25 protein-coding genes and 1 tRNA gene are annotated in these 25,491 nt (G+C 68.5%); 18 read left to right on the top strand and 8 right to left on the bottom strand.

Annotated elements, in window-relative coordinates:
* Positions 1-105: 105 nt before the first annotated feature.
* The 5 genes from bsaP (at position 106) to ACTWPB_RS17540 (ending at position 3,042) form a co-directional block, all read left to right on the top strand.
* Positions 106-330, top strand: coding sequence for a biotin synthase auxiliary protein BsaP (gene bsaP / locus ACTWPB_RS17520; protein ID WP_446226389.1), 225 nt, complete (start codon positions 106-108; stop codon positions 328-330).
* Positions 331-359: 29 nt separating this feature from the next.
* Positions 360-980, top strand: a complete 621-nt coding sequence (locus tag ACTWPB_RS17525; protein WP_446221705.1) for a DUF2567 domain-containing protein — start codon at positions 360-362, stop codon at positions 978-980.
* A 60-nt stretch (positions 981-1,040) separates the two neighbouring features.
* Entirely contained in the window at positions 1,041-1,574 is a 534-nt protein-coding gene (locus ACTWPB_RS17530) for a DUF1353 domain-containing protein (RefSeq protein ID WP_446221706.1), read from the top strand.
* A 61-nt stretch (positions 1,575-1,635) separates the two neighbouring features.
* Positions 1,636-2,775, top strand: coding sequence for an AI-2E family transporter (locus ACTWPB_RS17535; protein WP_446221707.1), 1,140 nt, complete (start codon positions 1,636-1,638; stop codon positions 2,773-2,775).
* A 99-nt stretch (positions 2,776-2,874) separates the two neighbouring features.
* Positions 2,875-3,042: a hypothetical protein gene (locus ACTWPB_RS17540; RefSeq protein ID WP_446221708.1), complete on the top strand. Its 168-nt coding sequence runs from the start codon at positions 2,875-2,877 to the stop codon at positions 3,040-3,042.
* Positions 3,043-3,189: 147 nt separating this feature from the next.
* Here ACTWPB_RS17540 and nadC read toward each other — a convergent pair whose 3' ends face one another.
* Positions 3,190-4,050, bottom strand: a complete 861-nt coding sequence (nadC, locus tag ACTWPB_RS17545) for a carboxylating nicotinate-nucleotide diphosphorylase (RefSeq protein ID WP_446221709.1) — start codon at positions 4,048-4,050, stop codon at positions 3,190-3,192.
* A 114-nt stretch (positions 4,051-4,164) separates the two neighbouring features.
* The gene (locus ACTWPB_RS17550; protein ID WP_446226390.1) at positions 4,165-4,515 is read right to left on the bottom strand and encodes a hypothetical protein; all 351 of its coding nucleotides are present in this window, start codon (positions 4,513-4,515) and stop codon (positions 4,165-4,167) included.
* Between the two features lie 215 nt (positions 4,516-4,730).
* On the opposite strand from ACTWPB_RS17550, the gene ACTWPB_RS17555 reads away from it, so the two are divergent.
* Positions 4,731-4,827: transfer RNA gene (locus ACTWPB_RS17555), tRNA-Thr, on the top strand.
* 261 nt (positions 4,828-5,088) lie between these two features.
* Entirely contained in the window at positions 5,089-5,307 is a 219-nt protein-coding gene (locus ACTWPB_RS17560) for a hypothetical protein (protein WP_446221710.1), read from the top strand.
* A gap of 502 nt (positions 5,308-5,809) precedes the next feature.
* Here the strand turns inward: ACTWPB_RS17560 and nadA are convergent.
* Positions 5,810-6,847, bottom strand: coding sequence for a quinolinate synthase NadA (nadA, locus tag ACTWPB_RS17565; protein WP_446221711.1), 1,038 nt, complete (start codon positions 6,845-6,847; stop codon positions 5,810-5,812).
* 78 nt (positions 6,848-6,925) lie between these two features.
* Between nadA and ACTWPB_RS17570 the strand changes: the two genes are divergently transcribed.
* Complete coding sequence (locus ACTWPB_RS17570) at positions 6,926-7,642, top strand: NUDIX hydrolase (protein ID WP_378932282.1); 717 nt, start codon at positions 6,926-6,928, stop codon at positions 7,640-7,642.
* Between the two features lie 53 nt (positions 7,643-7,695).
* Here the strand turns inward: ACTWPB_RS17570 and ACTWPB_RS17575 are convergent, their stop codons facing one another.
* From ACTWPB_RS17575 to ACTWPB_RS17590, 4 genes are all read right to left on the bottom strand, one after another.
* Positions 7,696-8,106 (bottom strand): arsenate reductase ArsC, encoded by a 411-nt coding sequence (locus ACTWPB_RS17575; RefSeq protein WP_446221712.1) that lies wholly within the window; start codon positions 8,104-8,106, stop codon positions 7,696-7,698.
* A gap of 15 nt (positions 8,107-8,121) precedes the next feature.
* Complete coding sequence (gene arsB / locus ACTWPB_RS17580) at positions 8,122-9,201, bottom strand: ACR3 family arsenite efflux transporter (RefSeq protein WP_446221713.1); 1,080 nt, start codon at positions 9,199-9,201, stop codon at positions 8,122-8,124.
* Positions 9,198-9,569, bottom strand: a complete 372-nt coding sequence (locus ACTWPB_RS17585) for a metalloregulator ArsR/SmtB family transcription factor (protein ID WP_446221714.1) — start codon at positions 9,567-9,569, stop codon at positions 9,198-9,200. Before ACTWPB_RS17585 ends, arsB begins: the two co-directional genes overlap by 4 nt.
* Before the next feature lie 75 nt (positions 9,570-9,644).
* The gene (locus ACTWPB_RS17590) at positions 9,645-10,163 is read right to left on the bottom strand and encodes an ArsI/CadI family heavy metal resistance metalloenzyme (RefSeq protein WP_446221715.1); all 519 of its coding nucleotides are present in this window, start codon (positions 10,161-10,163) and stop codon (positions 9,645-9,647) included.
* 99 nt (positions 10,164-10,262) lie between these two features.
* On the opposite strand from ACTWPB_RS17590, the gene ACTWPB_RS17595 reads away from it, so the two are divergent.
* Positions 10,263-10,622, top strand: coding sequence for an Rv2640c family ArsR-like transcriptional regulator (locus tag ACTWPB_RS17595; protein ID WP_446226391.1), 360 nt, complete (start codon positions 10,263-10,265; stop codon positions 10,620-10,622).
* A gap of 45 nt (positions 10,623-10,667) precedes the next feature.
* Here ACTWPB_RS17595 and ACTWPB_RS17600 read toward each other — a convergent pair whose 3' ends face one another.
* Positions 10,668-11,846, bottom strand: a complete 1,179-nt coding sequence (locus ACTWPB_RS17600; RefSeq protein WP_446221716.1) for a winged helix DNA-binding domain-containing protein — start codon at positions 11,844-11,846, stop codon at positions 10,668-10,670.
* Positions 11,847-12,015: 169 nt separating this feature from the next.
* On the opposite strand from ACTWPB_RS17600, the gene ACTWPB_RS17605 reads away from it, so the two are divergent.
* From ACTWPB_RS17605 to ACTWPB_RS17645, 9 genes are all read left to right on the top strand, one after another.
* Complete coding sequence (locus ACTWPB_RS17605) at positions 12,016-14,109, top strand: TRAP transporter permease (RefSeq protein ID WP_446221717.1); 2,094 nt, start codon at positions 12,016-12,018, stop codon at positions 14,107-14,109.
* Between the two features lie 47 nt (positions 14,110-14,156).
* Positions 14,157-15,137: a TAXI family TRAP transporter solute-binding subunit gene (locus ACTWPB_RS17610; RefSeq protein WP_446221718.1), complete on the top strand. Its 981-nt coding sequence runs from the start codon at positions 14,157-14,159 to the stop codon at positions 15,135-15,137.
* Positions 15,138-15,286: 149 nt separating this feature from the next.
* Complete coding sequence (locus ACTWPB_RS17615; RefSeq protein ID WP_446221719.1) at positions 15,287-16,279, top strand: alpha/beta hydrolase family protein; 993 nt, start codon at positions 15,287-15,289, stop codon at positions 16,277-16,279.
* A gap of 65 nt (positions 16,280-16,344) precedes the next feature.
* Positions 16,345-17,205 carry an arylamine N-acetyltransferase family protein gene (locus ACTWPB_RS17620; protein WP_446221720.1) on the top strand — a complete coding sequence of 287 codons (861 nt, stop codon included), beginning with the start codon at positions 16,345-16,347 and terminating at the stop codon, positions 17,203-17,205.
* A gap of 132 nt (positions 17,206-17,337) precedes the next feature.
* Positions 17,338-19,386, top strand: a complete 2,049-nt coding sequence (locus tag ACTWPB_RS17625) for an acyltransferase family protein (protein WP_446221721.1) — start codon at positions 17,338-17,340, stop codon at positions 19,384-19,386.
* A gap of 67 nt (positions 19,387-19,453) precedes the next feature.
* On the top strand, positions 19,454-21,196 hold the full coding sequence (locus ACTWPB_RS17630) for a penicillin-binding transpeptidase domain-containing protein (protein WP_446221722.1): 1,743 nt from the start codon (positions 19,454-19,456) through the stop codon (positions 21,194-21,196).
* A gap of 88 nt (positions 21,197-21,284) precedes the next feature.
* A complete protein-coding gene (locus tag ACTWPB_RS17635; RefSeq protein ID WP_446221723.1) occupies positions 21,285-22,883 on the top strand; it encodes a protein kinase domain-containing protein in 1,599 nt (532 codons plus the stop codon).
* Positions 22,884-23,013: 130 nt separating this feature from the next.
* Positions 23,014-24,351, top strand: coding sequence for a histidinol dehydrogenase (hisD, locus tag ACTWPB_RS17640; RefSeq protein WP_446221724.1), 1,338 nt, complete (start codon positions 23,014-23,016; stop codon positions 24,349-24,351).
* Positions 24,348-25,475, top strand: coding sequence for a histidinol-phosphate transaminase (locus tag ACTWPB_RS17645; protein ID WP_446221725.1), 1,128 nt, complete (start codon positions 24,348-24,350; stop codon positions 25,473-25,475). The genes hisD and ACTWPB_RS17645 overlap by 4 nt, the downstream gene beginning before the upstream one ends.
* Positions 25,476-25,491 lie beyond the last annotated feature (16 nt).

A 25,491-nucleotide genomic window follows, 5' to 3' on the forward strand; every position in this document is an offset into this window, starting at 1 on the left:
GCTGTGTACGATCGAGTATCGACCCAGGTCGCGGCCGTCGAGTCGCACTTCACAGAGGCGGTAACAGCATTGGACGAGCGCGACAACCCGGTGCAGCGTGAGCCGATCGTGCCCGGACTCGACAGTGAGCGCTACAACCCGTTCACGGGTAAGCGGATCGTGGCCGGGCTCGACGACGCGATGCCCGCGTCGGCCGCGCTCGGTCTCGAACCGCCGCGATTCTGCGAGCAGTGCGGTCGCCGGATGATCGTGCAGATCAGCCCGGATGGCTGGTGGGCCAAGTGCTCGCGGCACGGTGTCATCGAATCGGCACAGCTGGAACGCCGCTAGTGCTCGGCTGCGGGGAACGCCCGGAGGTCTTGCGTCGCGAGGTGATCGGCGTCGGCGTCGTCATCGCGGTGGTGCTGGTGGCGAGTGCGGTGGCCGGGGTGGTGTGGGGTCTGCTCGCACCGACCGAGCGGTTGCGGGTGACCCAGCCCGGTCGCGCCGCCGTGCTCACCGGCGAGAGTCTGCACCTGTTCGACGCGGTCGGGATGTTCCTGTGCATCGGCGCGGTGGTCGCGGTCGTGAGCGCGGTCGGGGCATGGCGGGTGCGGATCACGCGCGGGCCCGCCCTCGTCGTCGGCATGCTGGTCGCCTCGGGGCTGGGCGCGGCGCTGATGATGTGGATCGGGGAATGGGTTGCGGGCGTGCGTCATCCGCGTCCCGACGATCCGGTGATCGGCCAGATCGTCGCGCTGCCAGCGGAAGTCGGGACCGATCTCGCCCTGCTGATCCAGCCGTTCCTCGCTGCGCTCGTGCTGTTGTTTCTCGCCGCACTGCACCCGGCCGCCGATCTCAATTCCGGTGCTGCCGGACTGCTCGGAGACTTGCGCCCAGCCGATTTCGGCGACGGTTTCGACGGCTACCGCCTGCCGTACGGTGCCGAACAGTATCGGCCGAGCGGCGATTTCGATCCGAGTTCGCAACCACGCGGCTGAGCGACCTCCGAGCGATACCATTTCTGTATAACAGCAGGTAGTGGTGCGAGAGGAACGGTCGTGGCATTCATCGGTGGTGGTCCGGTCGTCGAGGAACTCGACGCGAAATTCTGGCGGCTCACCGAACCGCTCACCTATCAGGGCGCGGTCGAAACCTTCACGGTGCCCGCCGGATTCCGCACCGACTTCGCTTCGGTACCGCGTGCGCTGGTGTGGTTGATCCCGCGCTACGGCGCCTACACCAGAGCCGCGATCCTGCACGACTATCTCTGCCGCACAGGCGAAGTCGGACTCGCTGATGCCGACGGGATATTCCGGCGCAGCCTGCACGAGGCCGGGGTATCGGTGCCTCGACGCTGGATGATGTGGGCGGCGGTTCGCCTCGGCAGCCGGTTACGCGGGGCGCGTGCGGTCGATGTGCTCGGCTGGTTGCTGATCGCGGTGCCCTCCCTGGTGTTTCTGGCGGTCCCCGTGCTGGTGGTGACCGCTGCGCTGCTGGTGTTCTGGGTGGTCGAGCTGGGGTTCTGGGCCTGGGGACGGGTCACGCGCCGCACCGCGGCACCGCCGCCGAAGCCACAGATGAAGACGGCCTGAGCCTGGATCTCACCCGGAACGGGGGAGGTGGGGGCACCTTCGTGTGGCTATCGTTCGGCGCATGTCCGAGCCGAGCACCGACACCGCAGCTCCGGGCCCGCCCGCCGAATGGTCGATTCCGCGCGGCCTGATCGTGCTGCTCTCGCTCGGGGCCGCGGTGGTCACCGTCGCGGGACTGCAAGCCTTCTCCGGCGTGGTCGGACCGGTCTTCCTCGCCCTCATGCTGACCATCGCGGTGCAGCCGATCCAGAGTTGGGCGCGGCGCAAGGGCTGGCCTGCCTGGCTCGGCATGGCCGCGGCGCTGACGGCGGTGGTCGCGATTCTGTTCGGAATCGGTGGCGCGCTGGCTCTGTCGGCGGTGCAGCTGGCCTCGCTGCTGCCCGACTACGCCGACAAACTCAACGAACTGCTCGACCATGTGCGCGACTGGCTGTCGGATCTCGGGGTGAGCTCCGATCAGATCCACAAGGCGCTCAGCGGGATCGATGTGGGCAAGGCCGCCGGTTGGATCGAGCAGGTGCTCGGCGGCGTGCTCGGGGTCTTCTCGAATCTGTTCTTCGTGCTGGCGCTGCTGCTGTTCATGGCAGTCGACGGGATGACGATGGACCGCCGGCTGGCGATGGTGGCCCGCGAACGGCCGGCGATCGCGCAGGCACTGGACAGTTTCGTCGCCGGGACACGCAAATACCTCCTCGTGTCCACGGTGTTCGGTGCCATCGTGGCCGTGATCGATGGTGGGGCGCTGTGGTTGATGGGGGTGCCGCTGCCGATCCTGTGGGCGCTGCTGTCGTTCATCACCAACTACATCCCGAACGTCGGGTTCGTCATCGGCGTCATCCCACCCGCGCTGCTTGCCCTGCTCGACAGCGGGCCGGTGCTGATGCTCTGGGTGATCGTGGTCTATTCGGTGATCAACTTCGTGATCCAGTCGATCATTCAGCCCAAGTTCGTCGGTGACGCCGTCGGCCTCGGGGTCACCATCACCTTCCTGTCGCTGGTGTTCTGGGCGTGGGTGCTCGGTGCGCTCGGTGCGCTGCTGGCGATTCCGCTGACCTTGCTGGTGAAGGCGCTGCTGCTCGACATCGACCCGACGACGCGGTGGGCGGATGTATTGATCGGTGCACCGATGGACAAAAAGGCTGCGCCGCAGCAGGAATCGGGCAAGTCCGCCGCCGCCGACACGGCGGGGGACAAGGAATAGCGGCGGCCGGGAATCGGTGCACCGGAAAAACCGGTGGAATGTGGTCGTACCCGCTCCCTATCCTGGCAGCATCGTCATTTTCGGGGGAGGACCTTGACCATGAAGACCGCAGCCGAACAGGCCACTGAGCAGCCCACCGAGCGACCCGATCTGGTCGCCTGGCGCCGCCGCCATGCCCTGCGCAGCTCGTCCGCGGCCACCGCGGTACCCAGCGGGCGCACCTATCGGCGCTCGTCGAAGCATCGCGATCGCCGCCACGATTCCTGAAGGGGGCCGGGCTATCCCGGTTCGGTCCTGGTCAGCACCACCAGCGGCAACGGCTTGTCGACCTCGGGCTGATATTCAGCCGGCAGGGAATTGCTCCGCCGGCGCCCATGCCGCGAACTCGCCGTACCGGTCAGCACTGGTTGGCACTCACATATCGAGCCCGAGATCGAGCACGCGCACGGAGTGGGTAAGGGCGCCGATGGCGAGGTAGTCGACACCGGTGCCCGCGTATTCGGCGGCTTGTTCGAGCGAAAGGCCACCGGAGGACTCGAGTTTCGTGTCGGGAGCCGCCGCATCGCGGCGCTGGACGGCGGCCTGCGTCTGCCAGAGCGGGAAGTTGTCCAGCAGCACCAGTTCGACGTTCTCGGCGAGAACGGCGTCGAGTTGTTCGAGGCTGTCGACCTCGACCTCGCAGGCGATATCCGGTGCCACTGCGCGGACCGCGCGCAGGGCGTTGACGACCGAACCGGCGGCCACCACGTGGTTGTCCTTGATCAACGCGGCATCGCCGAGACCCATCCGATGATTGACGCCGCCGCCGACGCGGACCGCGTACTTCTGCAGGGCGCGCAGGCCGGGCAACGTTTTCCGGCTGTCGCGGATCTTGCACTGGGTGCCGTCGACGGCGTCGACCCAGGCGGCGGTCGCGGAGGCGATACCGGACAGGTGGCAGACCAGATTGAGCATGGTCCGTTCGGCGGTGAGCAGGCCGCGGGTGGGCGCGACGATGCTCAGCACCGACGTGCCCGGCTCCACCCGGGTGCCGTCGGGGACACGCGCGGTGATCTCGTAGGCGCCCGCGCCGATGACCTCGTCGAGCACGAGCAGCCCGACGTCGATACCCGCGACAGTGCCGTGCTGGCGCGACACCACCGTGGCCTTGCTCACGGCGTCTTCGGCGACGGTGGCGACCGTGGTGACGTCGGGCCCGTAGCGCAGGTCCTCGTCGAGAGCGGTACGGATCAGCGTCAGCAGCTCATCACGGTCCAGGGTGGCGTCCAGAGCCATCACTGCACTCCTGTTCTCGGGCGACTGTGCGCCGCGTCGATCGGGCGGGCGGTTTTCGCGCCGCCGGCATTGCTTGAACAACAGGCCGAGCCACCCGGTGACGGGTGGCGATCGTTACCGCATCCCTACCGGGACGGGCTCGAAATCGATTGCCGCGGTGGTCAGCTCGAGTCCGCCGTGCACGTCGAGGCGGACCGCGGTGCTGTACCGCTGCTGGTCGACTGTCCCGGGATACTCCGAGCGTGTGTGGCAGCCGCGACTCTCCGCACGTGCCGCCGCCGTGCGCAGCAGAGCGCGCGCCGTCAAGGTGAGCGCCGCGTCCTCGATGCGCCGCAGGTGCGGTGCGGCGGTCACCGAGTCCTCGACAGTGTCGAGCATCGGCACTATCGACGTCGCCGCATCGATTCGCTCCAGCGCTGCGGCGAGTCCGGTGCCGTCACGCACGACGGAAGCGTGCTCGGTCATCGCCTGCTGCACTACCGAACGATCGGCGAATTCGAGTGTCCACGAAGAGATCTCATCCACCCGAGCGCGCACCCCGGCGCGCTCGACTGCCGCCGCACCGGCCCGCTCACCCACCACGAGCCCTTCGAGCAAACTGTTGGAGGCCAGTCGATTCGCACCGTGCAGCCCGGTCCTGGCGACTTCGCCCGCGGCGTAGAGCCCCGCGACACCGGTCCGCCCGTGCGTATCGGTGAGAACGCCGCCGCACTGGTAATGCGCCGCGGGCGCGACCGGAATCAGTTGCGCCGCAGGGTCGATTCCCGCCGCCAGGCACGAGGCCGTGATCGTCGGGAACCGCTGGGCGAACCCGTCGACGGCACGCGCATCGAGGTACACGTGGTCGGTGTCCAGCGCCCGCATGCGCTCCGCGATCGCCCGCGACACCACGTCCCTCGGGGCCAGGTCGCCGCGCGGATGCACGCCGGTGGTCACCGAGTTCCCTTGGGAATCAACGAGTATCGCGCCTTCTCCGCGAACCGCCTCGCTGATCAACGGCCGCCTGCCCACCCCGCCCGGGGTGTAGAGCACGGTCGGATGGAACTGCACGAACTCGAGATCGGCCACCGCCGCCCCGGCCCACAATGCCAGCGCCACACCGTCGCCGGTCGCCCCTGGCGGATTGGTGCTCAGCGCATAGAGCTGCCCGAGCCCGCCGGTGGCCAGCAGCACGGCGGGCGTGTGCACGACACCGAACCCGTTGTCCGACACCGCGATAACGCCCTGCACGCCGTCGGCGCCGGTCACCACCCGTAGTGCGGCGGCACCGAACAGCACCGGCAGCTTCGCCGCGTTGAGCGCGCGCTGCACCTCGGCGCCGGTCGCGTCGCCACCGGCGTGGATGATCCGGCGCGTGCTGTGCCCGCCCTCGCGGGTACGCGAGATCTGCCCGTCCCGACCGAGGTCGAAGACCGCACCGAGGTCGGTCAGCGCGGCAACCGCGGCCTGTCCGCCCTCGACGATCGATCGCACCGCGTCCACCTCGCACAGCCCGGCACCGGCCTCGACCGTGTCACGCACGTGCGAGTCCACCGAATCACCGCGCGGTGCGACGACGGCGATGCCGCCTTGCGCGTACTGGGTCGAGGTATCGGTCGGACCGCCTTTGCTGAGGATGAGCACCCGCAGCCCACGCAACGAAGCCGTGCGCGCGGCGGTGAGACCGGCGACGCCACCGCCGATGACGACCAGGTCGACCTCGGCTTCCCAGGAAACCGGAACCGTCATGGTCGTTACCGGCTCGGCCTCGCGAGGGCGGTCATTCGCCACCGCCGGAGTTGCCGATGGCGATCATCCGCTGTACCGAGGCGCGACCGGCCTCGGCCATCGCCAGGTCGACATGCACCTCGTCGGCGCCCTCGACCAGGCAGCGCAGCAACGCGGCCGGGGTGATCATCTTCATGTACTTGCAGGAGGCGCGATCGTTGACGGCCTGGAAGTCGATCCCGGGCGCCGCCTTGCGCAGCTGGTGCAGCATGCCGATCTCGGTCGCCACCAGCACCTGGCTGGAGTGCGACGCCTTCGCCGCGTCGATCATCCCGCCGGTCGACAGGATGTGCACGCGCTCGGCCGGGAACGCGCCCTCACCGGCCAGATACAGCGCCGAGGTGGCGCAGCCGCATTCCGGGTGCACGAACAGTTCGGCATCGGGGTGGGTGCGGGCCTGCTCGGTGAGCTCGTCGCCGTTGATGCCCGCGTGCACGTGGCACTCGCCCGCCCAGATGTGCATGTTCTCGCGCCCGGTCTCGCGCTTGACGTGCGCGCCGAGGAACTGGTCGGGCAGGAAGAGCACCTCACGGTCGGGGTCGATCGATTCGACCACGTCGACGGCGTTGGAGGAGGTGCAGCAGATGTCGGTGAGCGCCTTCACCTCGGCGGTGGTGTTCACATACGACACCACCATCGCGTCGGGGTGCTCGGCCTTCCAGGCGCGCAGTTCGTCGGCGGAGATCGAGTCAGCCAGCGAGCAGCCGGCCCGCTGGTCCGGGATGAGCACGGTCTTGGCCGGGCTGAGGATCTTGGCCGTCTCGGCCATGAAGTGCACGCCGCAGAACACGATGGTGCCCTCTTCGGCCTCGGCCGCGATGCGCGAGAGCGCCAGCGAGTCGCCGACGTGGTCGGCCACGTCCTGGATCTCGGGCAGCTGGTAGTTGTGCGCGAGGATGGTCGCATTGCGTTCGCGCGCCAGGCGGCGCACCTCCTGCGCCCATTCCGGCGTCGCCTCGACACCCGTGTAGCCCGTGGGTCCATCGAAGACCGAATCCATCAGCGTCCGCTGTGCAGTCGTCGTCGCCATGGTGGCTCCCTTCCTCATGCGAGCGGCTCCATCGCCGCGATTCGCACCAAACCAGGTTTTCGACTTATAATCGAAAACGTGCCTCATAGTAACACCATCCATGAATCGCTCACCGCGGTGTTCCAGGTTCGCCGCTTTCCCCCCGGCATTTCCGCAGGTAGAGGCGCCAAGCACCCGGAATTGGCGGTTCTGCTGTGGGAACGCGCACTCGATCCGCAGAAGGGCACCTGGTCGCTGCCGGGCGGGCGGCTACGCGACGACGAGGACCTCGACACCTCCGCCCGGCGCCAGCTCGCCGAAAAAGTCGACGTGCGGGAACTGGCCCATCTCGAGCAACTGTCGGTGTTCAGCAACCCCGACCGAGTCCCCGCGCCCCGCCGCATCGCCTCGGCCTACCTCGGCCTGGTCCCGCTCACCACCGAACCCGAACTTCCGTCCGACACCACCTGGCACCCGGTCTCGAATCTGCCCGACATGTCCTTCGACCATCGCACCGTCGTCGACCACGCCCGCACCCGCCTGGCCGCCAAGCTCTCCTATACCAACATCGCCTACGCTCTGGCCCCGGACATGTTCACCATGTCGACGCTGCGCGAAATCTATTGCGCCGCACTGGGCTACGACGTCGACACCACCAACCTCCAGCGAGTCCTGACCCGCCGCAAGGTGATCACCCCCACCGGCGCCACCGCCCCCTCGGGCCGAGCGGGCGGCCGCCCCGCGGCTCTCTACCGCTTCACCGACTCCGGCCTGCGCGTCACCGACGAATTCGCCGCCCTCCGGCCACCGACCTGAGCACGAGCGGCTCCCGCTCAGGCCTGGCAGCCGGCTGGTCTCGGTACCGGGATTCAGGCTCGGGTCGGCAGCAATTCGGCGACAAGGGCTTCGACGCGGGACTTGATCTCGTCGCGGATCGGGCGCACCGACTCCACGCCTTTGCCCGCGGGATCATCCAGGACCCAGTCGCGGTAGCTCACGCCGGGGAACAGGGGGCAGGTGTCGCCGCAGCCCATGGTGATGACGACGTCGGAGGTTTCCACGGCGTCGTAGGTGAGGATCTTCGGGGTCTGGTCGGCGATGTCGATGCCGAGTTCGGCCATCGCCGCCACCGCGGACGGGTTGATCGTCTCGGCGGGCGCGCTGCCCGCGGAGCGGACCTCGATGGCGTCGCCGGCGAGGTGGGTGAGGAATCCGGCGGCCATCTGAGATCGTCCGGCGTTGTGGACGCAGACGAATAGCACGCTGGGCTTGGTGCTCATGTGGGGCAATGCCTTTCAGATGGCGGACGAAGCGGGGGCGGTCTTGAACCGTTTACGCAGCGCCAGGGAGACGTAGACCAGCCCGACGAGGACGGGGACCTCGATAAGGGGGCCGACGACACCGGCGAGGGCTTGGCCGGAGGTGGCGCCGTAGGTGGCGATCGCGACGGCGATGGCGAGTTCGAAGTTGTTGCCCGCGGCGGTGAAGGCGAGGGTGGTGGTGCGTTCGTAGCCGAGGCCGATGGCCGCTCCCATGGCGTAGCCGCCGCCCCACATGATCGCGAAGTAGGCCAGCAGCGGGATCGCGATGCGGACTACGTCGAGGGGGTGGGCGGCGATCTGGTCACCTTGCAGGGCGAACAGGATCACGATGGTGAACAGCAGCCCGTAGAGCGCCCACGGACCGATGGTCGGCAGGAACTTCGATTCGTACCCTTCGCGGCCCTTGGCGCGTTCGCCCAGGCGGCGGGTCAAAAACCCTGCCAAGAGCGGAATGCCCAGGAAGATCAGTACCGACTTCGCGATCTGCCACGGTGAGACGTCGATGGTTGTTTGCTCGAGGCCGAGCCAGCCGGGCAGGACCGAGAGGTAGAACCAGCCGAGGGCGGCGAACATGAAGACCTGGAACACCGAGTTCAACGCGACCAGTACCGCGGCGGCTTCGCGGTCGCCGCAGGCCAGGTCGTTCCAGATGATCACCATGGCGATGCAGCGGGCCAAACCGACGATGATCAGGCCGGTCCGGTATTCGGGCAGGTCGGGCAGGAACAGCCAGGCCAGGGCGAACATCAGCGCGGGTCCGAGCACCCAGTTCAACACCAGGGAGCTGACCAGGAGCTTGCGGTCGCCGGTGACGGAGTCGAGGCGGTCGTAGCGGACCTTGGCCAGTACCGGGTACATCATGATCAGCAGCCCGATCGCGATCGGCAGCGAGATGCCGTCGATCTCCACGGCGGACAACGCATCGCCGAGGCCGGGAATCATCCGTCCGAGCAGCAGTCCGGCGGCCATCGCGACGCCGATCCAGACCGGCAGGAAACGGTCCAAGGTCGACAGTTTGCCCACGACAGCGGGATGGTCGGTCGTGGTGGTCATACGATCACCGCGCCTGCCTCGGTCGCGAGCACATCCGAAAGCCGTTGCAGCGCGTGCGGGACGACCCGGTAGTACACCCAGGACGCGCGGCGTTCGCTGGTCAGCAAACCGGCTTCGCGCAGCACCTTCAGGTGGTGGGAGATGGTCGGCCCGGTGACATCGATACCCGTCGACAGGTCGCACACGCAGGCCTCGCCGTCGGCGCGGGACGCGATCGCCGAGAGCAGCCGCAACCGGACCGGGTCGGCGAGCGCCTTGAACAGCACGGCCAGCTCGGTGGCGGTCTCGCCGGTCATCGGTGGGCGGGTGCGGGGTGTGGCCTCACACGAGGGTGAGGCCACACTCAGCGGCAGATCCTGATTCGACATATGTCGATATTGATCGATATCGAATCAAGAAGGCAAGCGAACATCGGGTGAACCCGCTCACGCGCGAGGGTTCGGTCAGCCGCAGCAGCTCGCGCCGGAGTCGACGGCCTTCGTCTTGGCCGCTGTACCGCAGCAGGCGCCCTCGGCCTCGGCTTCGGCGGCGGTGCCGCAGCAGACATCGACCGCTTCGGCGTCGCTGAGGCCGAGTTCGGGTGCGGTGCCGAAGGTTTCGCTGTCGGCCAGCACCGTGTACACCTCCCACCGTTCGGCGCCCGGCCCGGTCACCCACACCTTGTCCTGGGTGGCGAAGCAACACGTGGTCGCGATCTGCTCTTCGGTGAACAGGCCCGCTTCGGAGAGGCGGGCGATCTCGCCGTGTACCTGTTCGGAGGATTCGACCTCGACCCCGAGGTGGTTGATGGAGCCGCCCTGGCCCGCGTTCTCGATCAGTACGAGCTTGAGCGGGGGCTCGGCGATCGCGAAGTTGGCGTAGCCGGGCTTGCGCTTGGCCGGTTCGGTATCGAACAGGGTGGAGTAGAACCGCACGGCGGTGTCGAGGTCGTCGACGTTGAGGGCCAGCTGGATACGAGACATGATCGAACCTCCACTTGTGTGACATATATCGAAGAACTTGCGATGTCGAGTGTGCCCACCTTTTCGACATATGTCAATACCGCGGGTAAGGTCGGTTTCATGCCCAAGGCGCTACCCCTGATCGACATGTCCGCCCCCGTCTGCTGCGCCCCCGTCGCGGCGGGGCCCGTCGACGACGCGGCCGCGCTGGAGGTGGCGTTGCGACTGAAGGCGATCGCTGACCCGGCCAGGGTCAAATTGCTGTCCCTGCTGCTGACCAGTCCGCTCGGCGAGGAGAACGGTGGCGACCTCGCTGCCGCGGTCGGGCTGAGCGAGTCCACGGTCTCTCATCATCTCGGCCAGTTACGCAAGGCGGGTCTGGTCGAGTCCGAGCGGCGGGGGATGAACACGATCCACCGCGCCCGCCGCGACGCACTCTCCGCGCTGTGCACGGTGCTGGATCCCAACTGCTGCCCGTGATCATCCGCCCTGTCGGCGGGTTCCCGTCCTGGGCGGATCCGCCCCTCAGGCGGTGAGTTCGCGTTGCAAGGGGGTGCGGAAGCGGGGGATGGCCCGGACTTCGCCGAACCAGGTTGTGGTGCGGGCTATTTCGGCGTCGATGAGTTTTTCGGTGTCGGTGCCGACGTCTTCCAGCAGGCGGGTTACCACTTCGCCGTCGGGGCGTTGGGCCCAGCCGCCCACTATGCGGCCGTCGGCCCAGAGGGAAGGGCCGATATTGCCGTTGGTGTCGAAGAGGGCGGGGGCGTGGGGGCCGAGGAACCAGTCTCGGGATTGCCAGCCCATGGGGGTGGGGTCGAGGGCCGGGAGAAGGGCTGCCCACGGTTCGGGGGTAGGGACCGGGGCGAGGTCATCGGCGAGGACTATGCCCGGGGTGCCGTCGAGGTCCACTTCGACGGTGTCGAGTGCTGCCAAGGCTTTTCGGACTTCACCCAGGGTCCAGCCGGTCCACCATTTCAGATCGGTGATCGGCGCCGGGCCGAAAGCGCGCAACCACTGGCGCACCAATTCGCTGCGCGCCTGCGCGGCGGGCAAGGGTGAAAACCCTTCGGGGAGCCAGGTTTCCACGGGGGACCAGGTGTACTGGCTGCTGGTCCAGCTGCCGTTCGGGCGGCCGCGCACTATGCGACCCTCGGCGCCGAGCACCACCAGCACCCAGGTGGTGATGCTGGTCGGTTTGGAATAGGACTTGCCGGGGGCCGCGTCGATCTGGGTGCGCAGGCGCGGCACAACTTTGCTCAGCTGGACACCGGTTGCCGCGCCGCGGGTCAGCAGCGCCGCGTGGGTCTCGGCTTCGACATCGGCGAGCCATGCCGAAATGTCACCGTCGACCGCGCCTGCCTGTTCGATATAGCGGCCGTAGGTGCGGCGTTGCTTGTGAGCCAGCGCATCGCAGGTGGACGCCTGGAGAACCGGAAGCAACTCGGTCGGCGCGACGAACATCGTGCGGCGCATGGCCAGCATCCGAATCAGGGCGCGGTCGTCATAGAGCGCCTTCTCGACATCGGCCGGAGTGAGATCGATACCCCGGGCGCCGATCGAAAGGAACACCGTCGCCGGATCGGTGGCGTGCAGCACCACCATCGAACGCGCGATGTCGACGGGGTCGTTCGAGCGGGCCGACGGCGCGAGGCGATGCCTGGTCGCCAGGCGGGCACGACGCTGCGCGATATCGATCGAGAGCATGAGCGGATGGTATGCGGGGGCACCGACAACCTGCGATCGATGGCGTCGGACGGTCGGCGAGCAGTGCGGCCGAGTGGTCGCTGCCGACGGCCCATAGTGTCCATTTTGTACAGACTGTGCGGTTGCCGATTCGGTCACCGGGCGTGAATCCCGTTGCTATCGTCCGCTCATGAGCGCAGCGCCACCGGTTGTCGCTGCGGCTGAGCTGGGGGTGGACGATGAGGAGCGGCCCGCGCGGGTGCTTTCCGGATTCGCCGGTCGGCTGGTCGGTGTTGTCGCGCTCGGGCTCGCGCTGTTGTCGGTGTGGCAGGTGTTTCGGCCGTTGGCGCAGGGTAGTCAGTACTACCTGGTCATTTTTCTGGCTGTCGCGCTACCGCTGGTGTATCTGAGCTATCGGTCGTGGTGGGGTCCGCTCGATCGGGCGGAGGGGCCCTCGGTGCTCGACTGGGTGCTGGCGGGGATCACATTGGTGGTGTGTCTGTATCCGGTGCTGCCGATCGGAATTGGTGACGCGGGTGGGGGATACGACGCGTTTCTCGACCGGCAGGGGATGCTGGCGCCGCTCGATGTCGTCATGGGTGGGTTGCTGCTGGTGCTCGTGCTGGAGGCGTGCCGGCGGACCACCGGGGTGATCTTGCCGGTGGTGTGTCTGGTGTTCCTCGGGTACGGGTACTACGGCGGTCTGCTGCCGCAGGATTGGTCGATCGCGCACGCGGGGCTCGATGTCGATCAGATCGTCGACGCGCTGTACAACTCCGGCAGCGGCTTCTACGGGACACCGCTCGATGTGGCCGCCAGTTACATCGTGTTGTTCACGCTCTACGGGGCGGTACTCGAATTCTCCGGTGCGGCACGGTTCTTCGTCGATCTGTCGGTGTCGTTGTTCCGTCGCTCGCACAGTGCGGCGGGGCGGACGGCGGTGGCGTCGGGGTTTCTGCTCGGGACCGTCTCGGGGTCGGGGACCGCGACCGCGGTGAGCACCGGCGCGGTGACCTGGCCGATTCTGCGCAAGGCCGGTTACCGGCCCGAACAGGCGGGCGGGATGCTGGCCGCGGCGGGTGTCGGTGCGATTCTGTCGCCGCCGACGCTGGGTGTCGCGGCGTTCATCGTCGCCGAATATCTCGACGTGTCGTATGTGACGGTGCTCGGGTGGGCGCTGATCCCGACACTGCTGTACTACCTCGGCATCCTGCTGTCGGTCGAGATCGATGCGCGCCGGATCCACGCGGAAGGGCGCGCGCCGGTCGATCCGGCCGATGGGCCGCTGCCGACGCCGTCGTGGAAACTGCTGGGACGCTTCGGGTATCACTTCTCGTCGCTGATCGTGATCGTTGTGCTCCTGTTGGCCGGGATGAGTGCGACGCGCGCTGTCGTCTATGCCACCGTGCTGGCGCTGCTCCTGGCCATCCCGGATCGGATGCTGAGCAGGTCTGCGGAGGCCGCTGCGGCGGACGCGCCGGTCAGGCATCGGTGGACACGAAAAACCGTCACGCAGTTCGTGATCGAGGCATTGCGCTCACTCTCACTCGGTATGCGCTCGGCTCTGCCAGTGGTCGCGGTGTGTGCGGCCGCGGGCGTGATCACCGCGATGACCACCAAGACCGGGCTCGGCGCGCAACTGGCCGCGCTGCTGGTCAAGGCAGGATCCGCACTGTCCGACGATCCCGCCATTGTCTTGGCGACCACCGCGGTGCTGGCGGCGATCGCGTTGTCGCTGCTCGGCCTGGCGGTGCCGGTGACGGCGTCGTTCGTCATCGGCTGGGTGATCATCGGGCCCGCCCTGCTCGACCTGGACGTTGCCGCGCCCGCCGCCGCCATGTTCGTCTTCTACTTCTCGGTGCTCTCGGAGGTGACGCCGCCGACCGCGCTGGCCGCCGTCGGTGCGGCCGCGGTGACCGGCGCGAAGGCCATGCCGACGATGTGGCACGCCCTGCGGTACGCGCTGCCCGCCTTCCTGGTGCCACTGATGTTCGTGCTCACCGATTCCGGGCAGCACCTGCTCGGACGCGGTGCGGTGCTCGACGTGCTGTGGGTCAGCGTGGCCGCCTGCGTTGGTGTCGCGGCGCTGGCGGCGGCGACGGGCGGATGGTTGTTCGGAATCGGCGCGATCGGCCCGGTCGCGCGGGTGATCGCCGCCGCGGCGGGTCTGACACTGCTGTACCCGAATCCGGTCGCCACCGGGATCGGGCTCGGACTGCTGGTCGTCGCCGTGGTGGCGGGCCTGGCCGAACGGGCGTACAGAACATCCACGGACACACCGTGATCCGCGGGAATCGGCAGGCGGCCCGGCCGTCGACGGAAGGGGACCTCATGGTCAGAACAATTGTCGCCGTGGTCGCGGCCGCCGCGTTACTCACCGGCTGCGGTGGCCGACAGGACACCCCGACGGCCGACGCGGGTGGTGAGGTGACCTGTGAAGTGAAGCAGGACACCAGGATCGGCATCGCCACCGGCAACGCGACCGGCGTGTACTTCGCGCTGGGCAACGCCTATGCCGAGCAGATCTCCGCCGCCACCGGTGGCACCGTGAAGGCGACCGCGGCCGAGACCGGCGCCTCGGTGCAGAACATCCAGCAGGTCGTGGGCGGCACCTATCAGGTCGGCTTCTCGCTCGCCGACTCCGCGGCCGACGCGGTCGCGGGCAAGGGCAGCTTCACCAGCGCGCAGCCGATTCGCGCACTGGCCCGGCTCTACGACAACTACACCCAGGTCATCGTGCGCACCGACGCGGGCATCAACTCTCTCGCCGACCTGCGCGGCAAACGGGTCTCCACCGGCTCGCCCAAATCGGGCACCGAGGTGATCGCCCAGCGCGTGCTGCAAGCCGCGGGCCTGAACCCCGACAGTGACGTCGCCGCTCAGCGCCTGGACCTGACCAAGACCGTCGACGGACTCAAGGACGGGTCCATCGACGCCATGTTCTGGTCCGGTGGCCTGCCGACGCCGGGCATCACCGACCTGTTCACCACCGCCAAGGACAAGGTCCGCTTCCTCGACATCACCGGGGTCCTGCCGAAACTGAAGGAGATCAACCCGGTCTACGAGACAGGTTCGATCCCGGCCGCCACCTACGGCCTTTCCGCCGACATGCCGACCATCGTGGTGCCCAACCTGCTCGTCGTGCGTGAGGACCTCGACGCGAACCTGGCCTGCGTGCTCACCGAGACGCTGCTGGATCGCAAGCCCCAGCTGGAACAGGCGAATCCGGCCGCCAAGGGGATCAACGCCGACACCGCGAGCAAGACGGCGCCGGTGCAGCTGCATCGCGGGTCGGAGGTCGCACTGCGCTGACGCCTCGGACGGACCCGCGTCGGCACATGGGTTCCGGCGGTCCTTGCGAGCCCCTGCGATGGGTAGGGGTGCGAGGACCGTGTCATGTGGTCGACCGAACGCGCGACGATGTGCTGGACCCCCGCCCTGGGTGAGGGGACAATCGCGGCATGAAGCGGGCAGTGGTCGTCGTGGCGGTGTGCGCATTGCTGTTCGCGGTGGCGGCCGGGGTCGGACCAGGCTCGCGTGCGCAACCGGCGTGTACCGCCGGTGCCGACCTGCGGCAGGTCGCGATCACGGTGGACGGCGAGCGGGCGACCGGGCGCGTGTACGAGCCGTATCGCTGTGTCCCGGGCGATATCTCGGCGACGAAGTTGGTGGTCGCCGTGCACGGGCACGGTGGGTCGTCAGCCGATTTCGCGCCGTATATGACCTCGCTCGCGATGACGGGCGGATCGCCGATTCTGCTCATGGATCTGCGCGACGCCGACGGACCGTGGCGCACCGGCGACTGGAATCTGTGGGCGGGCTGGCACGACCTGGTGGCGGCGACGCAGTGGTATCGCGGCGAGCATCCCGGTATCGCGTCCACCGTGCTGTGGGGATGGAGTCAGGGCGGCATCACCAGCGGGCTCGCGGTGGCACACGGGCCGCCCGGACTGTTCGACTACTGGGTCGACAACTACGGTCCCGCCGATGATTTCACCCTGTGGGCGGCAGGCGGGTCGGTGAATCCGGCACTGCCGAGGCAGATCGAACGTGACGCGGGCGGCTGTACGCCGATGATCTGCCCGCTCGCCTACATCGAACGCTCTCCCGCGCTGCTCGCCGACCGGATGAGCATGCGCCGGGCCTTCCTGATCCACGGCACCGCCGATGCCGTGGTGCCCTTCGCTACCACCGTGGAATTGCGCGCGGCGCTGACCGCGGCGGGCACACCGTTGTCCTTCTACACCGTGGTCAGCGGGCGCGACCTCACCGGCGCGATCGTCCCCGGCGACCACTCGGTGGGGCCCGCGCTGTTCGAGGGCGGGTGTGTGGTGTTGCGGTTGCTCGCGGGGACCGAGCCGCTCGCACCGCAGGTCAGTGACTATGTCGTCGATGTCGAGCACGGCCTGGTCACGGCGCCCCCGGCGCCCGCGGGCGCGAAATGCGCGGCCTGAGGGCGTGGGAACACCGTGTGCCGAACCGTGGTTGTGCGAGGAACACCGACCGGAACGAGGATGCGATGACCGACGTAGTGCCCGACGATCACGGCTGGCAGGGTGGCGAGCTCGATCTGGACGCCTATCTGGTGCGGATCGGCTATGCCGGGCCGCGCACCGCCTCGGTCGAGACCCTGCGCGCACTGGTGCGCGCCCACACCACCTCGATCCCCTTCGAGAATCTCGAGATCATCCTCGGACGGGGCATCGCGCTGGACCTGAATTCCTTGCAGGACAAGATGATCGGTCACCACCGCGGTGGTTACTGCTACGAGAACGTCGGGGTTTTCGCCGCCGCGCTCGAACGGTTCGGGTTCGGTGTCACCGGACTCAGCGGCCGGGTCACCTACGGTGTGGCCGACACCGGCGCGCTGCGGCCCGCGACCCATGCCCTGCTGCGCGTGACCACTCCCGACGACGATCGCGTCTGGATCTGCGATGTCGGTTTCGGTTTCGGACCACTCGAGCCGTTCGAATTGGTCGACAGCAGCGGCGAATTCGCGCTCGGCGACTGGCGCTACCGGCTGGAGCGCCGCCCCGGTGACCTCTGGGTGCTGTTCCAGTTCGGCCGCGACGGCTGGATCGACCGCTACACCTTAACCGAGAACCCGCAGTTCCGCATCGACTACGCGGTGGGCAACCACTACGTGTCGACCTCGCCACGCTCGCCGTTCACCACCCGCCCCTTCCTCCAGCGGTTCCTGCCCGAGGTCCACCACGTGCTCGACGACCTGACGCTGAGCTCGGAATATCCCGACGGCACCGCCACTTCGCGTGACATCGATCCCGCCGAGCTGACCAAGGTGCTGGCCGAAATGTTCGATATCGACCTCACCGAAACCGACGCCGCCACCCTCGCGACCACGCCCTGGCGCACGGGCTAGCACCCGCCCCGCACGGCACGGCGGTTTGCTTCCTGGATGTCCCTACGGCAAATTGATGGTTACTTGCCGGGAAACAATTCCTTTGTGGGGGCCGATTCTGTGGGTGTGGGGGCCGATTCTGTGGGGTCGTTGGTGCCGGATGTCCGGACCGCATCGCCGGGTGCGGCGGTCCGTGGCACCGTCGAACGGCGCCAGGATCTGGACGGGCTGCGTGGGGTAGCGATCGCGCTGGTGGTGGCGTTCCACGTGTGGGCGGGCCGGGTATCCGGCGGTGTCGACGTTTTCCTGGTGTTGTCGGGGTTCTTCTTCACCGGCGCTGTGCTGCGCGGGGTAGAGCGCAGCGGCGCGGTGCCGGCGAGGGAGACGGCGCGACGGACCGTGCGCAGGCTGATGCCGTCGCTGGTCGTGGTGTTAGCGGCGGTTCTGCTGGCCACGGTGGTGTTGCGGCCGTATACGCAGCTGGGTGAGGCCGCCGCCCAGACAGTGGCCTCGATGTTCTACAGCCAGAACTGGTATCTGGCCACCGCCGAGCACGACTATCTCTCACCCGATCCGTCGGTGAGCCCGCTGCAGCATCTGTGGTCGATGTCGGTGCAGGGGCAGTTCTACTTGGTGATCCTCGCGCTCCTGGCCGGGTGGGCCTGGTTGCGCAGGCGTGGAACGGCCGGGCGCCGCACCTTGGTGATCGTGCTGGCCGGGCTGGCGGCGCTGTCGTTCTGGTACGCGGCATCGGGCACCGCGCAGCACCAGGCGTGGACCTATTACGACAGTGTCGCGCGCGGCTGGGAGTTGCTGGCCGGTGCGATTCTGGCCGTCGCGGCACCCTGGTTGCGGATGCCGAACCGGCTGCGTGGGCTCGCGGCCGCGATCGGGCTGGCCATGGTGGCCGCGTGCGGGCCGCTGTTCGACGGTGCGAATCAGTTCCCCGGTGTCGCGGCGCTGTGGCCGGTGGCGGCCGCCTGCCTGGTGATCGCCTCGGGGTTCGCGCCTGCAACACCGGCGTGGCCGAACCGGCTGCTGGCCGGACGGTTCTGCACCGAACTGGGCGCGCTGGCCTACCCGCTGTACCTGTGGCACTGGCCGATCCTGATCTTCTATCTGGGCGAGACCGGGCGCGCCGATGCCGGGGTTGTCGACGGGCTGGTGGTGATCGGCGCCTCGCTCGTCCTTGCCTATGCGACCACCCGCCTGATCGAGACGCCACTGCGGATGCCGCCTCGCGGTGAGCGGGCGGAAAACCGCAAGGTGACCGGCGCCCTGGTCACCGCAACGGCGGTCACGGTACTGATCGCCTCGGTGGGGTGGCAGGTGGTGCTGGTGGCGAACCCGGCCGCGCCGCCGCAGGCACTGGACACCCACCGCTATCCGGGCGCCGCGGCCCTGTTCGCGGGCGCCGAATACGCACCGGAACCCATGCGCCCCACGGTTTTCGAAGGACAGGCCGACACCCCACCGCCGACCACCGATGGCTGCATCACGCCCAACCGCGAAGTGCGTGTCTGTACCTACGGCGATCCCACCGCCACCCGCTCGATCGCGCTGGTCGGCGGCTCGCACTCCGAGCACTGGCTGCCCGCGCTGGAACCGCTCGCCGTCGAACACGGGTTCCGGGTGGTCTCCTATCTCAAGGAAGGGTGCCCGGTCGTGCTCGCCGATCAGCCGTCCTACGCGGAGTGGCCGTTCCCCGAATGCCACGAATGGTCCGTGGAGGTGCTCGACCGGCTCTCCGCCGAACCACCGAACTGGGTGCTGACCCTGTCCACCCGCTACCGCATGAACGGTCTCGGCGACGAGGTGCCCGCCGAATACCTCGAGGTGTGGACGGCGATGCAGGACCGGGGGTTCAATGTGCTCGCGCTGCGTGACACGCCACGGCTGCGCCGCGACGGTGTCCTCTACCGCGCCACCGATTGCCTCGCCCACCGCGGCGACCCCGACAGCTGCGGACTCGATCGCACCGACGTCCTCGACCCGCGCGATCCCGCCCAGGAACCGGCGGCCGGCTACCCGAATGTCCATCCGCTCGACCTGTCCGACGCCGTCTGCCGACCGCAGCGCTGCCGGGTGGTCGAGGGCAATGTGCTCATCTATCGCGACGAACACCACCTGACCGCCAGCTACGCTCGCTCGCTCGCTCCCGAACTCGGCCGCCAGATCGGGGCGATCACGGGGTGGTGGTAGTGGCCGGGCTCGTCACAGCAGAAACGATAATCCCACCGGCACCACGGATCGAGCTAGTCTCGGACCCGTGCGCACACCACGGAAGGCATCGGTCCTGCTCGTCGCGCTCGCTGCGCTACCTCTAGCCTGCTCGTCCGGACCCGACCAACCGCAGACCGTCGCCGAATCCTTTGCCGCCGCACTGACCAGCGGAGACGCGTCCGCCGCCGCCGCACTTACCGACTCACCCGAGCAAGCCCGCCCGGTCCTGACCGCGCTGTTCGACAACCTCGGCAAGAACGACACGGTCCGGGTGTCGTCCACCGACGACACGTCCTTCACGCTGGAATCCACCTGGAAATTCGGCCCCGACGGCCGTAACGCGTGGACCTACTCGAGTGCCGGAACCACCACCGGCGGCGATGAGTGGAAGATCGCCTGGCAGCCGACCACGGTCGCGCCCGGCCTCGACCTCGGCGCGCTCAGCTACAGCCCGGTCGCCGCCGAACCGGCCCGAGTGCTCGACGCCTCCGGTGGTGACCTGATGACCCAGCAGGTGGTCACGCTGGTGAACGTCGCCCCCGATGCCGACCTGCCCGCCGTCGCCGCGCTGCTCGCGCCGCAGGGTATCACCGAGGCCACCCTGCGGACGGATCTGGCTGCGGCACAGGGTAAACCGATCACCGCCCTCGCCCTGCGCGATGCCGACATCGCGCCTGTGCGGCAGGCGCTGACCGGCGTGCGCGGAGTGACGCTCGCGCCACAGACCCGGCTGCTCACCGTCGACAAGACCCTGGCCGGACCCACCCTCGGGGGCCTCTCCGAGATCTGGCAGGAGCAGGCCGACGCCGCGGCCGGCTGGGCGATCCGCGCCCAGACCGCCGAAGGCACCCAGCGCATCGCCGGACCCGACGCGAAGCCGACCGCCGACATCGCCAGCACCATCGACATCGACCTACAGCACGCCGCCGAGGACGCGCTCACCCCGATCGCTACCCCGTCCGCCATCGTCGCACTGCGGCCCTCGACCGGCGAGGTGCTGGCCGTCGCGCAGAACGCGCCCGCCGACGCTCAGGGCCCGATCGCGCTGACCGGGCTCTACCCGCCGGGCTCCACGTTCAAGACCGTCACGGTCTCGGCGGCACTGCAAGCGGGCGGCGTCACTGCGGACACCGTGCTGCCCTGCCCCGGCCGCGCCACCATCGAGGGCCGCACGATTCCCAACGACAACGGCTTCGACCTGGGTATGGTGCCCCTGCACACCGCGTTCGCACGTTCCTGCAATACCACGATGGCCGAGTTGGGAGTGACATTGCCCGCCGATGGATTGACCGCGGCCGCCCAACAGCTAGGTCTCGGGGTGGACTATGTGACACCCGGCTTGACGACTGTCACAGGGAAAGTTCCACCCGCTGAAAATCCCGCGCAACGGGTCGAATCGAGCATCGGACAGGGCACGGTGACCGCCTCGCCGTTCGGGATGGCGCTCGTCGCGGCCTCCCTCGCGCACGGTTCCGCGCCCGCTCCGAGCGTGATCCGGGGCCGTCCCGGCACCCCGGATCGGCCTTCGTCGCCGGTGCCCGCGACGGTGACGTCGCAGCTGGAGACCATGATGGGGGAGACGGTGAGTGCGGGAACAGCCACCGCGCTGCGCGATATCCCCGGCCTGCTCGGCAAGACCGGCACCGCCGAGTACCTCGACGACACCCATGCCCACGGTTGGTTCGTCGGTATCAAGGGCGACCTGGCGTTCGCGGTGTTCGTCGCGGACGCCCGGAGCTCCGGACCGGCGGTCGAGGCAGCGGGACGGATGCTACGTGTGACACCATGAGTCGTCTTTCCCCCCGCAGGCGAGCAATCCCCCCGCTGCCGCACGCGGTCATCACCCAGCCAGCTACACTCGGCGGCGGACCATATCCATGGTCAATACGCGGGATGTCACAATTTCGAGAAGGTTCGGAGTAGGCGCCATCGATACCGGTCAGAAGATCGCGGAGCATTACCGCCTGGTCGAGCGTATTGGTAGCGGCGGCACAGGCGTTGTATGGCGTGCTGTCGACGAACGCCTCCAGCGCTCCGTGGCAGTGAAGCAGATCCACATCAAACCCAGCTTGCCCGAGGGCGAGCGGAATGTGTTGCGCCAGCGCGCGATTCGGGAAGCCCGCAACGCGGCACGCTTCCAGCATCCCAACGCCATCGTGGTATTCGACATCACCGAGCACAACGGTGATCCGTGCCTGGTGATGGAGTACCTCAAGTCGGTCAGTCTCGCGGGAGAGCTGGGCCAGAAGGGCCCGCTGCCGCTGCTCGAGGTCGCCCGCATCGGTGAGAAGGTGGCATCCTCCCTGATCGCCGCCCACCAGGCCGGCCTGGTGCACCGCGACGTGAAACCGGGCAATATCCTGCTCGGCGACCACGGTGAGGTGAAGATCACCGACTTCGGCATCTCCCGCGCGGCAGGCGACGTGACGCTCACCGAGACCGGGCTGATCTGCGGTACCGCCGCCTACCTGGCACCCGAGGTCGCGCGCGGCTCCGATCCGACGCCCGCCGCCGACGTATTCGCCCTCGGCGCAACGCTTTTCCACGCGCTGGAAGGCGAACCGCCTTACGGCGCCAACGCCAACCCCCTCGCGGTGCTCTACGCCGCCGCCAACGGACAGGTGCGCGAGCCCCACAACGCGGGCCCGGCCACCGACTTCCTGCTCGACCTGCTCAGCCCGGACCCCCTGGACCGTCCGACGATGACCGAGGCCCGCGACGCGCTGGCCGCCTTCGCCGACGACGAGAACGCGGTCCCCGCCGGATTCGTGCCTGCCAGCGAGGCTTTCAATCGCCGCAACTCCGCGGCGACCACCCAGGTGATCCGGCAGTCCGGTCGACGGGCCTCGCATGCGGGCGCGTCGACGGCCACCACCCGCCAGATCCGCTCGAACCCGCGTCCGCAGGTCCGTGCGGACACCGCCGCGCACCCGCGCACCCAGGCCCAGCCCATGCCCGCCCCGCGCAAGCAGGCAGGCAAGGGACGCGCGGTGCTGATCGGGTCCGGTGTCGGCGCGGTGGTGGCGGCGATCGCCGTCGCCATCAGTGCGCTGAGCACCTCCGATTCGGACTCGCCGAACGTGCAGGCCGGTCCGCAGACTTCGGTGCAGGCCTCGTCGGCCCCCAAGCCGAGCGCGGCGGTTCCCCCGCTCGGGCAGGCCAGCAATGTGGGCACCGTCGATATCGGATCGGCCGGTCTGCTGGTCGAGAACTTCTTCAGCAACCCGGCCGACTCGTGGTCGCTGCTCACTCCCGCCGCACAGCAGGTCTACGGCAGTGAGTCCGCGTTCCGCGAATACTGGAACGCCCGCACCGTCGACACCTTCGCCAGCATCACCGCGGTGAGCGGCAACAATGCCGACGGTTCCACGAATATGCGCCTGGCCAGCATCACCATCAACGGCTCGACCAAGGCCATGGTCATGCGCGTGGTGAGCTCGGGTGGCAGTCTGCGCATCGACGGGGATACCCGCTAGCTGGTGCATGCGACGGATCCGCCGGGTCGGGTCCGTCGCGTCGGCGGGATGTGCTGGAAAACCGATGGCGGGCGACCATTAGGCTGGTAGCTGACCTGAGCCCCAGCACAGAACAGGACCGTACCCCGATATGACTTCCCGCATCGAGCTCGCCCGCGTCGATCTGCGCGGTCGTACTCCTTCCGCTGCCGAGCTGCGCACCGCGCTGCCGCGCGGAGGGGTCGACGTGGACTCGGTGCTGCATCATGTGCGGCCGGTCGTCGAGGATATTCGTGACCGGGGTGCGGAGGCGGCGCTGGATTACAGCGAGAAGTTCGACGGTGTGCGCCCCGCCGTGGTGCGGGTGCCTGTTGCCGAGCTGACAAAAGCTCTCGCCGAGCTGGACCCGGCGGTGCGCGCCGCGCTCGAGGTGGCGATCGAGCGGACCAGGAAGGTGCACGCCGATCAGCGGCGCACCGACACGGTGACCGAGGTCGTACCCGGCGGCACCGTGACCGAGAAGTGGCTGCCGGTGGAGCGCGTCGGGCTGTATGTGCCCGGTGGCAATGCCGTGTATCCGTCCTCGGTCGTGATGAATGTGGTCCCGGCGCAGGCCGCGGGCGTCGAGTCGCTGGTGGTGGCCTCACCGCCGCAGGCGCAGTTCGGTGGACTGCCGCACCCGACGATCATGGCGGCCGCCGCGATGCTCGGTGTCGACGAGGTGTGGGCGGTCGGTGGCGCGCAGGCGGTGGCGTTGCTGTCCTATGGCGGTGTCGATACCGACGGCGGCGCGCTCGAGCCTGTCGACCTGATTACCGGGCCGGGCAATATCTACGTCACCGCGGCCAAGCGGCTGTGCCGTGGGCTGGTCGGCATCGATGCCGAGGCCGGCCCGACCGAGATCGCGGTGCTGGCCGATGCCACGGCCGATCCGGTGCATGTGGCCGCCGATCTGATCAGCCAGGCCGAGCACGATGTGCTCGCGGCGAGTGTTCTGGTCACCGATTCCCCCGCGCTGGCCGACGCGGTCGACGCCGCGGTGAACGCTCAGCTCGCCGTGGTGAAGCACCACGATCGAGTGCGGGAAGCGTTGAGCGGCAAGCAGTCCGGGATCGTGCTCGTCGACGACATCGCGCAGGGTCTGCGGGTCGTCGACGCCTATGCCGCCGAGCACCTCGAGATCCAGACCGTCGACGCCGCCGCGGTCGCCGCGCGGGTGCGCAGCGCGGGCGCGATCTTCGTCGGGCCGTGGGCGCCGGTCAGCCTGGGTGACTACTGCGCTGGTTCGAACCACGTGCTGCCGACCGCGGGGTGCGCGCGGCACTCCTCGGGGCTGAGCGTGCAGACGTTCCTGCGTGGTATCCACATCGTGGAGTACACCGAAGCGGCGTTGAAGGATGTCGCCGGACACGTTGTCGCCCTTGCCAATGCGGAGGACCTGCCCGCGCACGGTCAGGCCGTGCAGGCGCGTTTCGAGGCGCTGTCATGAGTACTCCCACTGTGCCCGGCGCCTCGGCGACGCTGGACCAGCTTCCCCTGCGCGACAACCTGCGGGGCAAATCTCCCTATGGCGCACCGCAATTGACGGTGCCCGTGCAGCTCAATACCAACGAGAATCCGCACCCGCCGAGCAAGGCGCTGATCGACGACGTCGCCGAATCGGTGCGTGCCGCCGCCGCGGACCTGCACCGGTACCCGGATCGCGATGCCGTCGCACTGCGTCACGACCTGGCCGAGTATCTGACCCGCCAGACCGGTGTCGCGGTGGACACCGCGAATGTGTGGGCGGCCAACGGCTCCAACGAGATTCTGCAGCAGCTGTTGCAGGCGTTCGGCGGGCCAGGCCGCAGCGCACTGGGTTTCGTGCCGTCGTACTCGATGCACCCGATCATCTCGGAAGGCATCGATACCGAGTGGGTCGAGGCCAAGCGCAGCGGTGACTTCTCGCTCGACATCGACTACGCGGTGGCGCAGATCGTCGAACGCCGCCCCGATGTGGTGTTCGTGACGAGTCCGAACAACCCGACCGGGCACAGCATCCCGATCGACGAGCTCGAGCGGATTCTCGATGCCGCGTCCGGCATCGTCGTCGTGGACGAGGCCTACGGCGAGTTCTCGGCGGCCCCGAGTGCGATCACCTTGATCGACCGGTTCCCGACCAAGCTCGTGGTCACCCGCACCATGAGCAAGGCGTTCGCCTTCGCGGGTGGGCGCCTGGGATACCTGGCCGCCTCGCCCGCGGTGATCGACGCGATTCTGCTGGTGCGGTTGCCGTATCACCTGTCGGTCGTCACCCAGGCCGCCGCGCGCGCCGCGCTGCGGCATGCTGACGAAACCCTCGGCAGCGTCGCGGAATTGGCGGCCCAGCGTGATCGGGTCGCCGCCGTGCTGGTGTCGCTGCGCTTCGACGTGATCCCCAGCGACGCCAACTTCGTGCTGTTCGGCCGGTTCACCGACGCAGGCGCCGCGTGGCAGCACTACCTCGACGCGGGCGTGCTGATCCGCGATGTCGGTATCCCCGGGTACCTGCGCGCCACCATCGGCCTCGCCGCCGAGAACGACGAATTCCTGCGCGTGAGCCGCGATATCGCGGGCACCGACCTTACTCACTGAATCCACCTGTGGAGGA

Source organism: Nocardia sp. IBHARD005, from assembly GCF_052814245.1.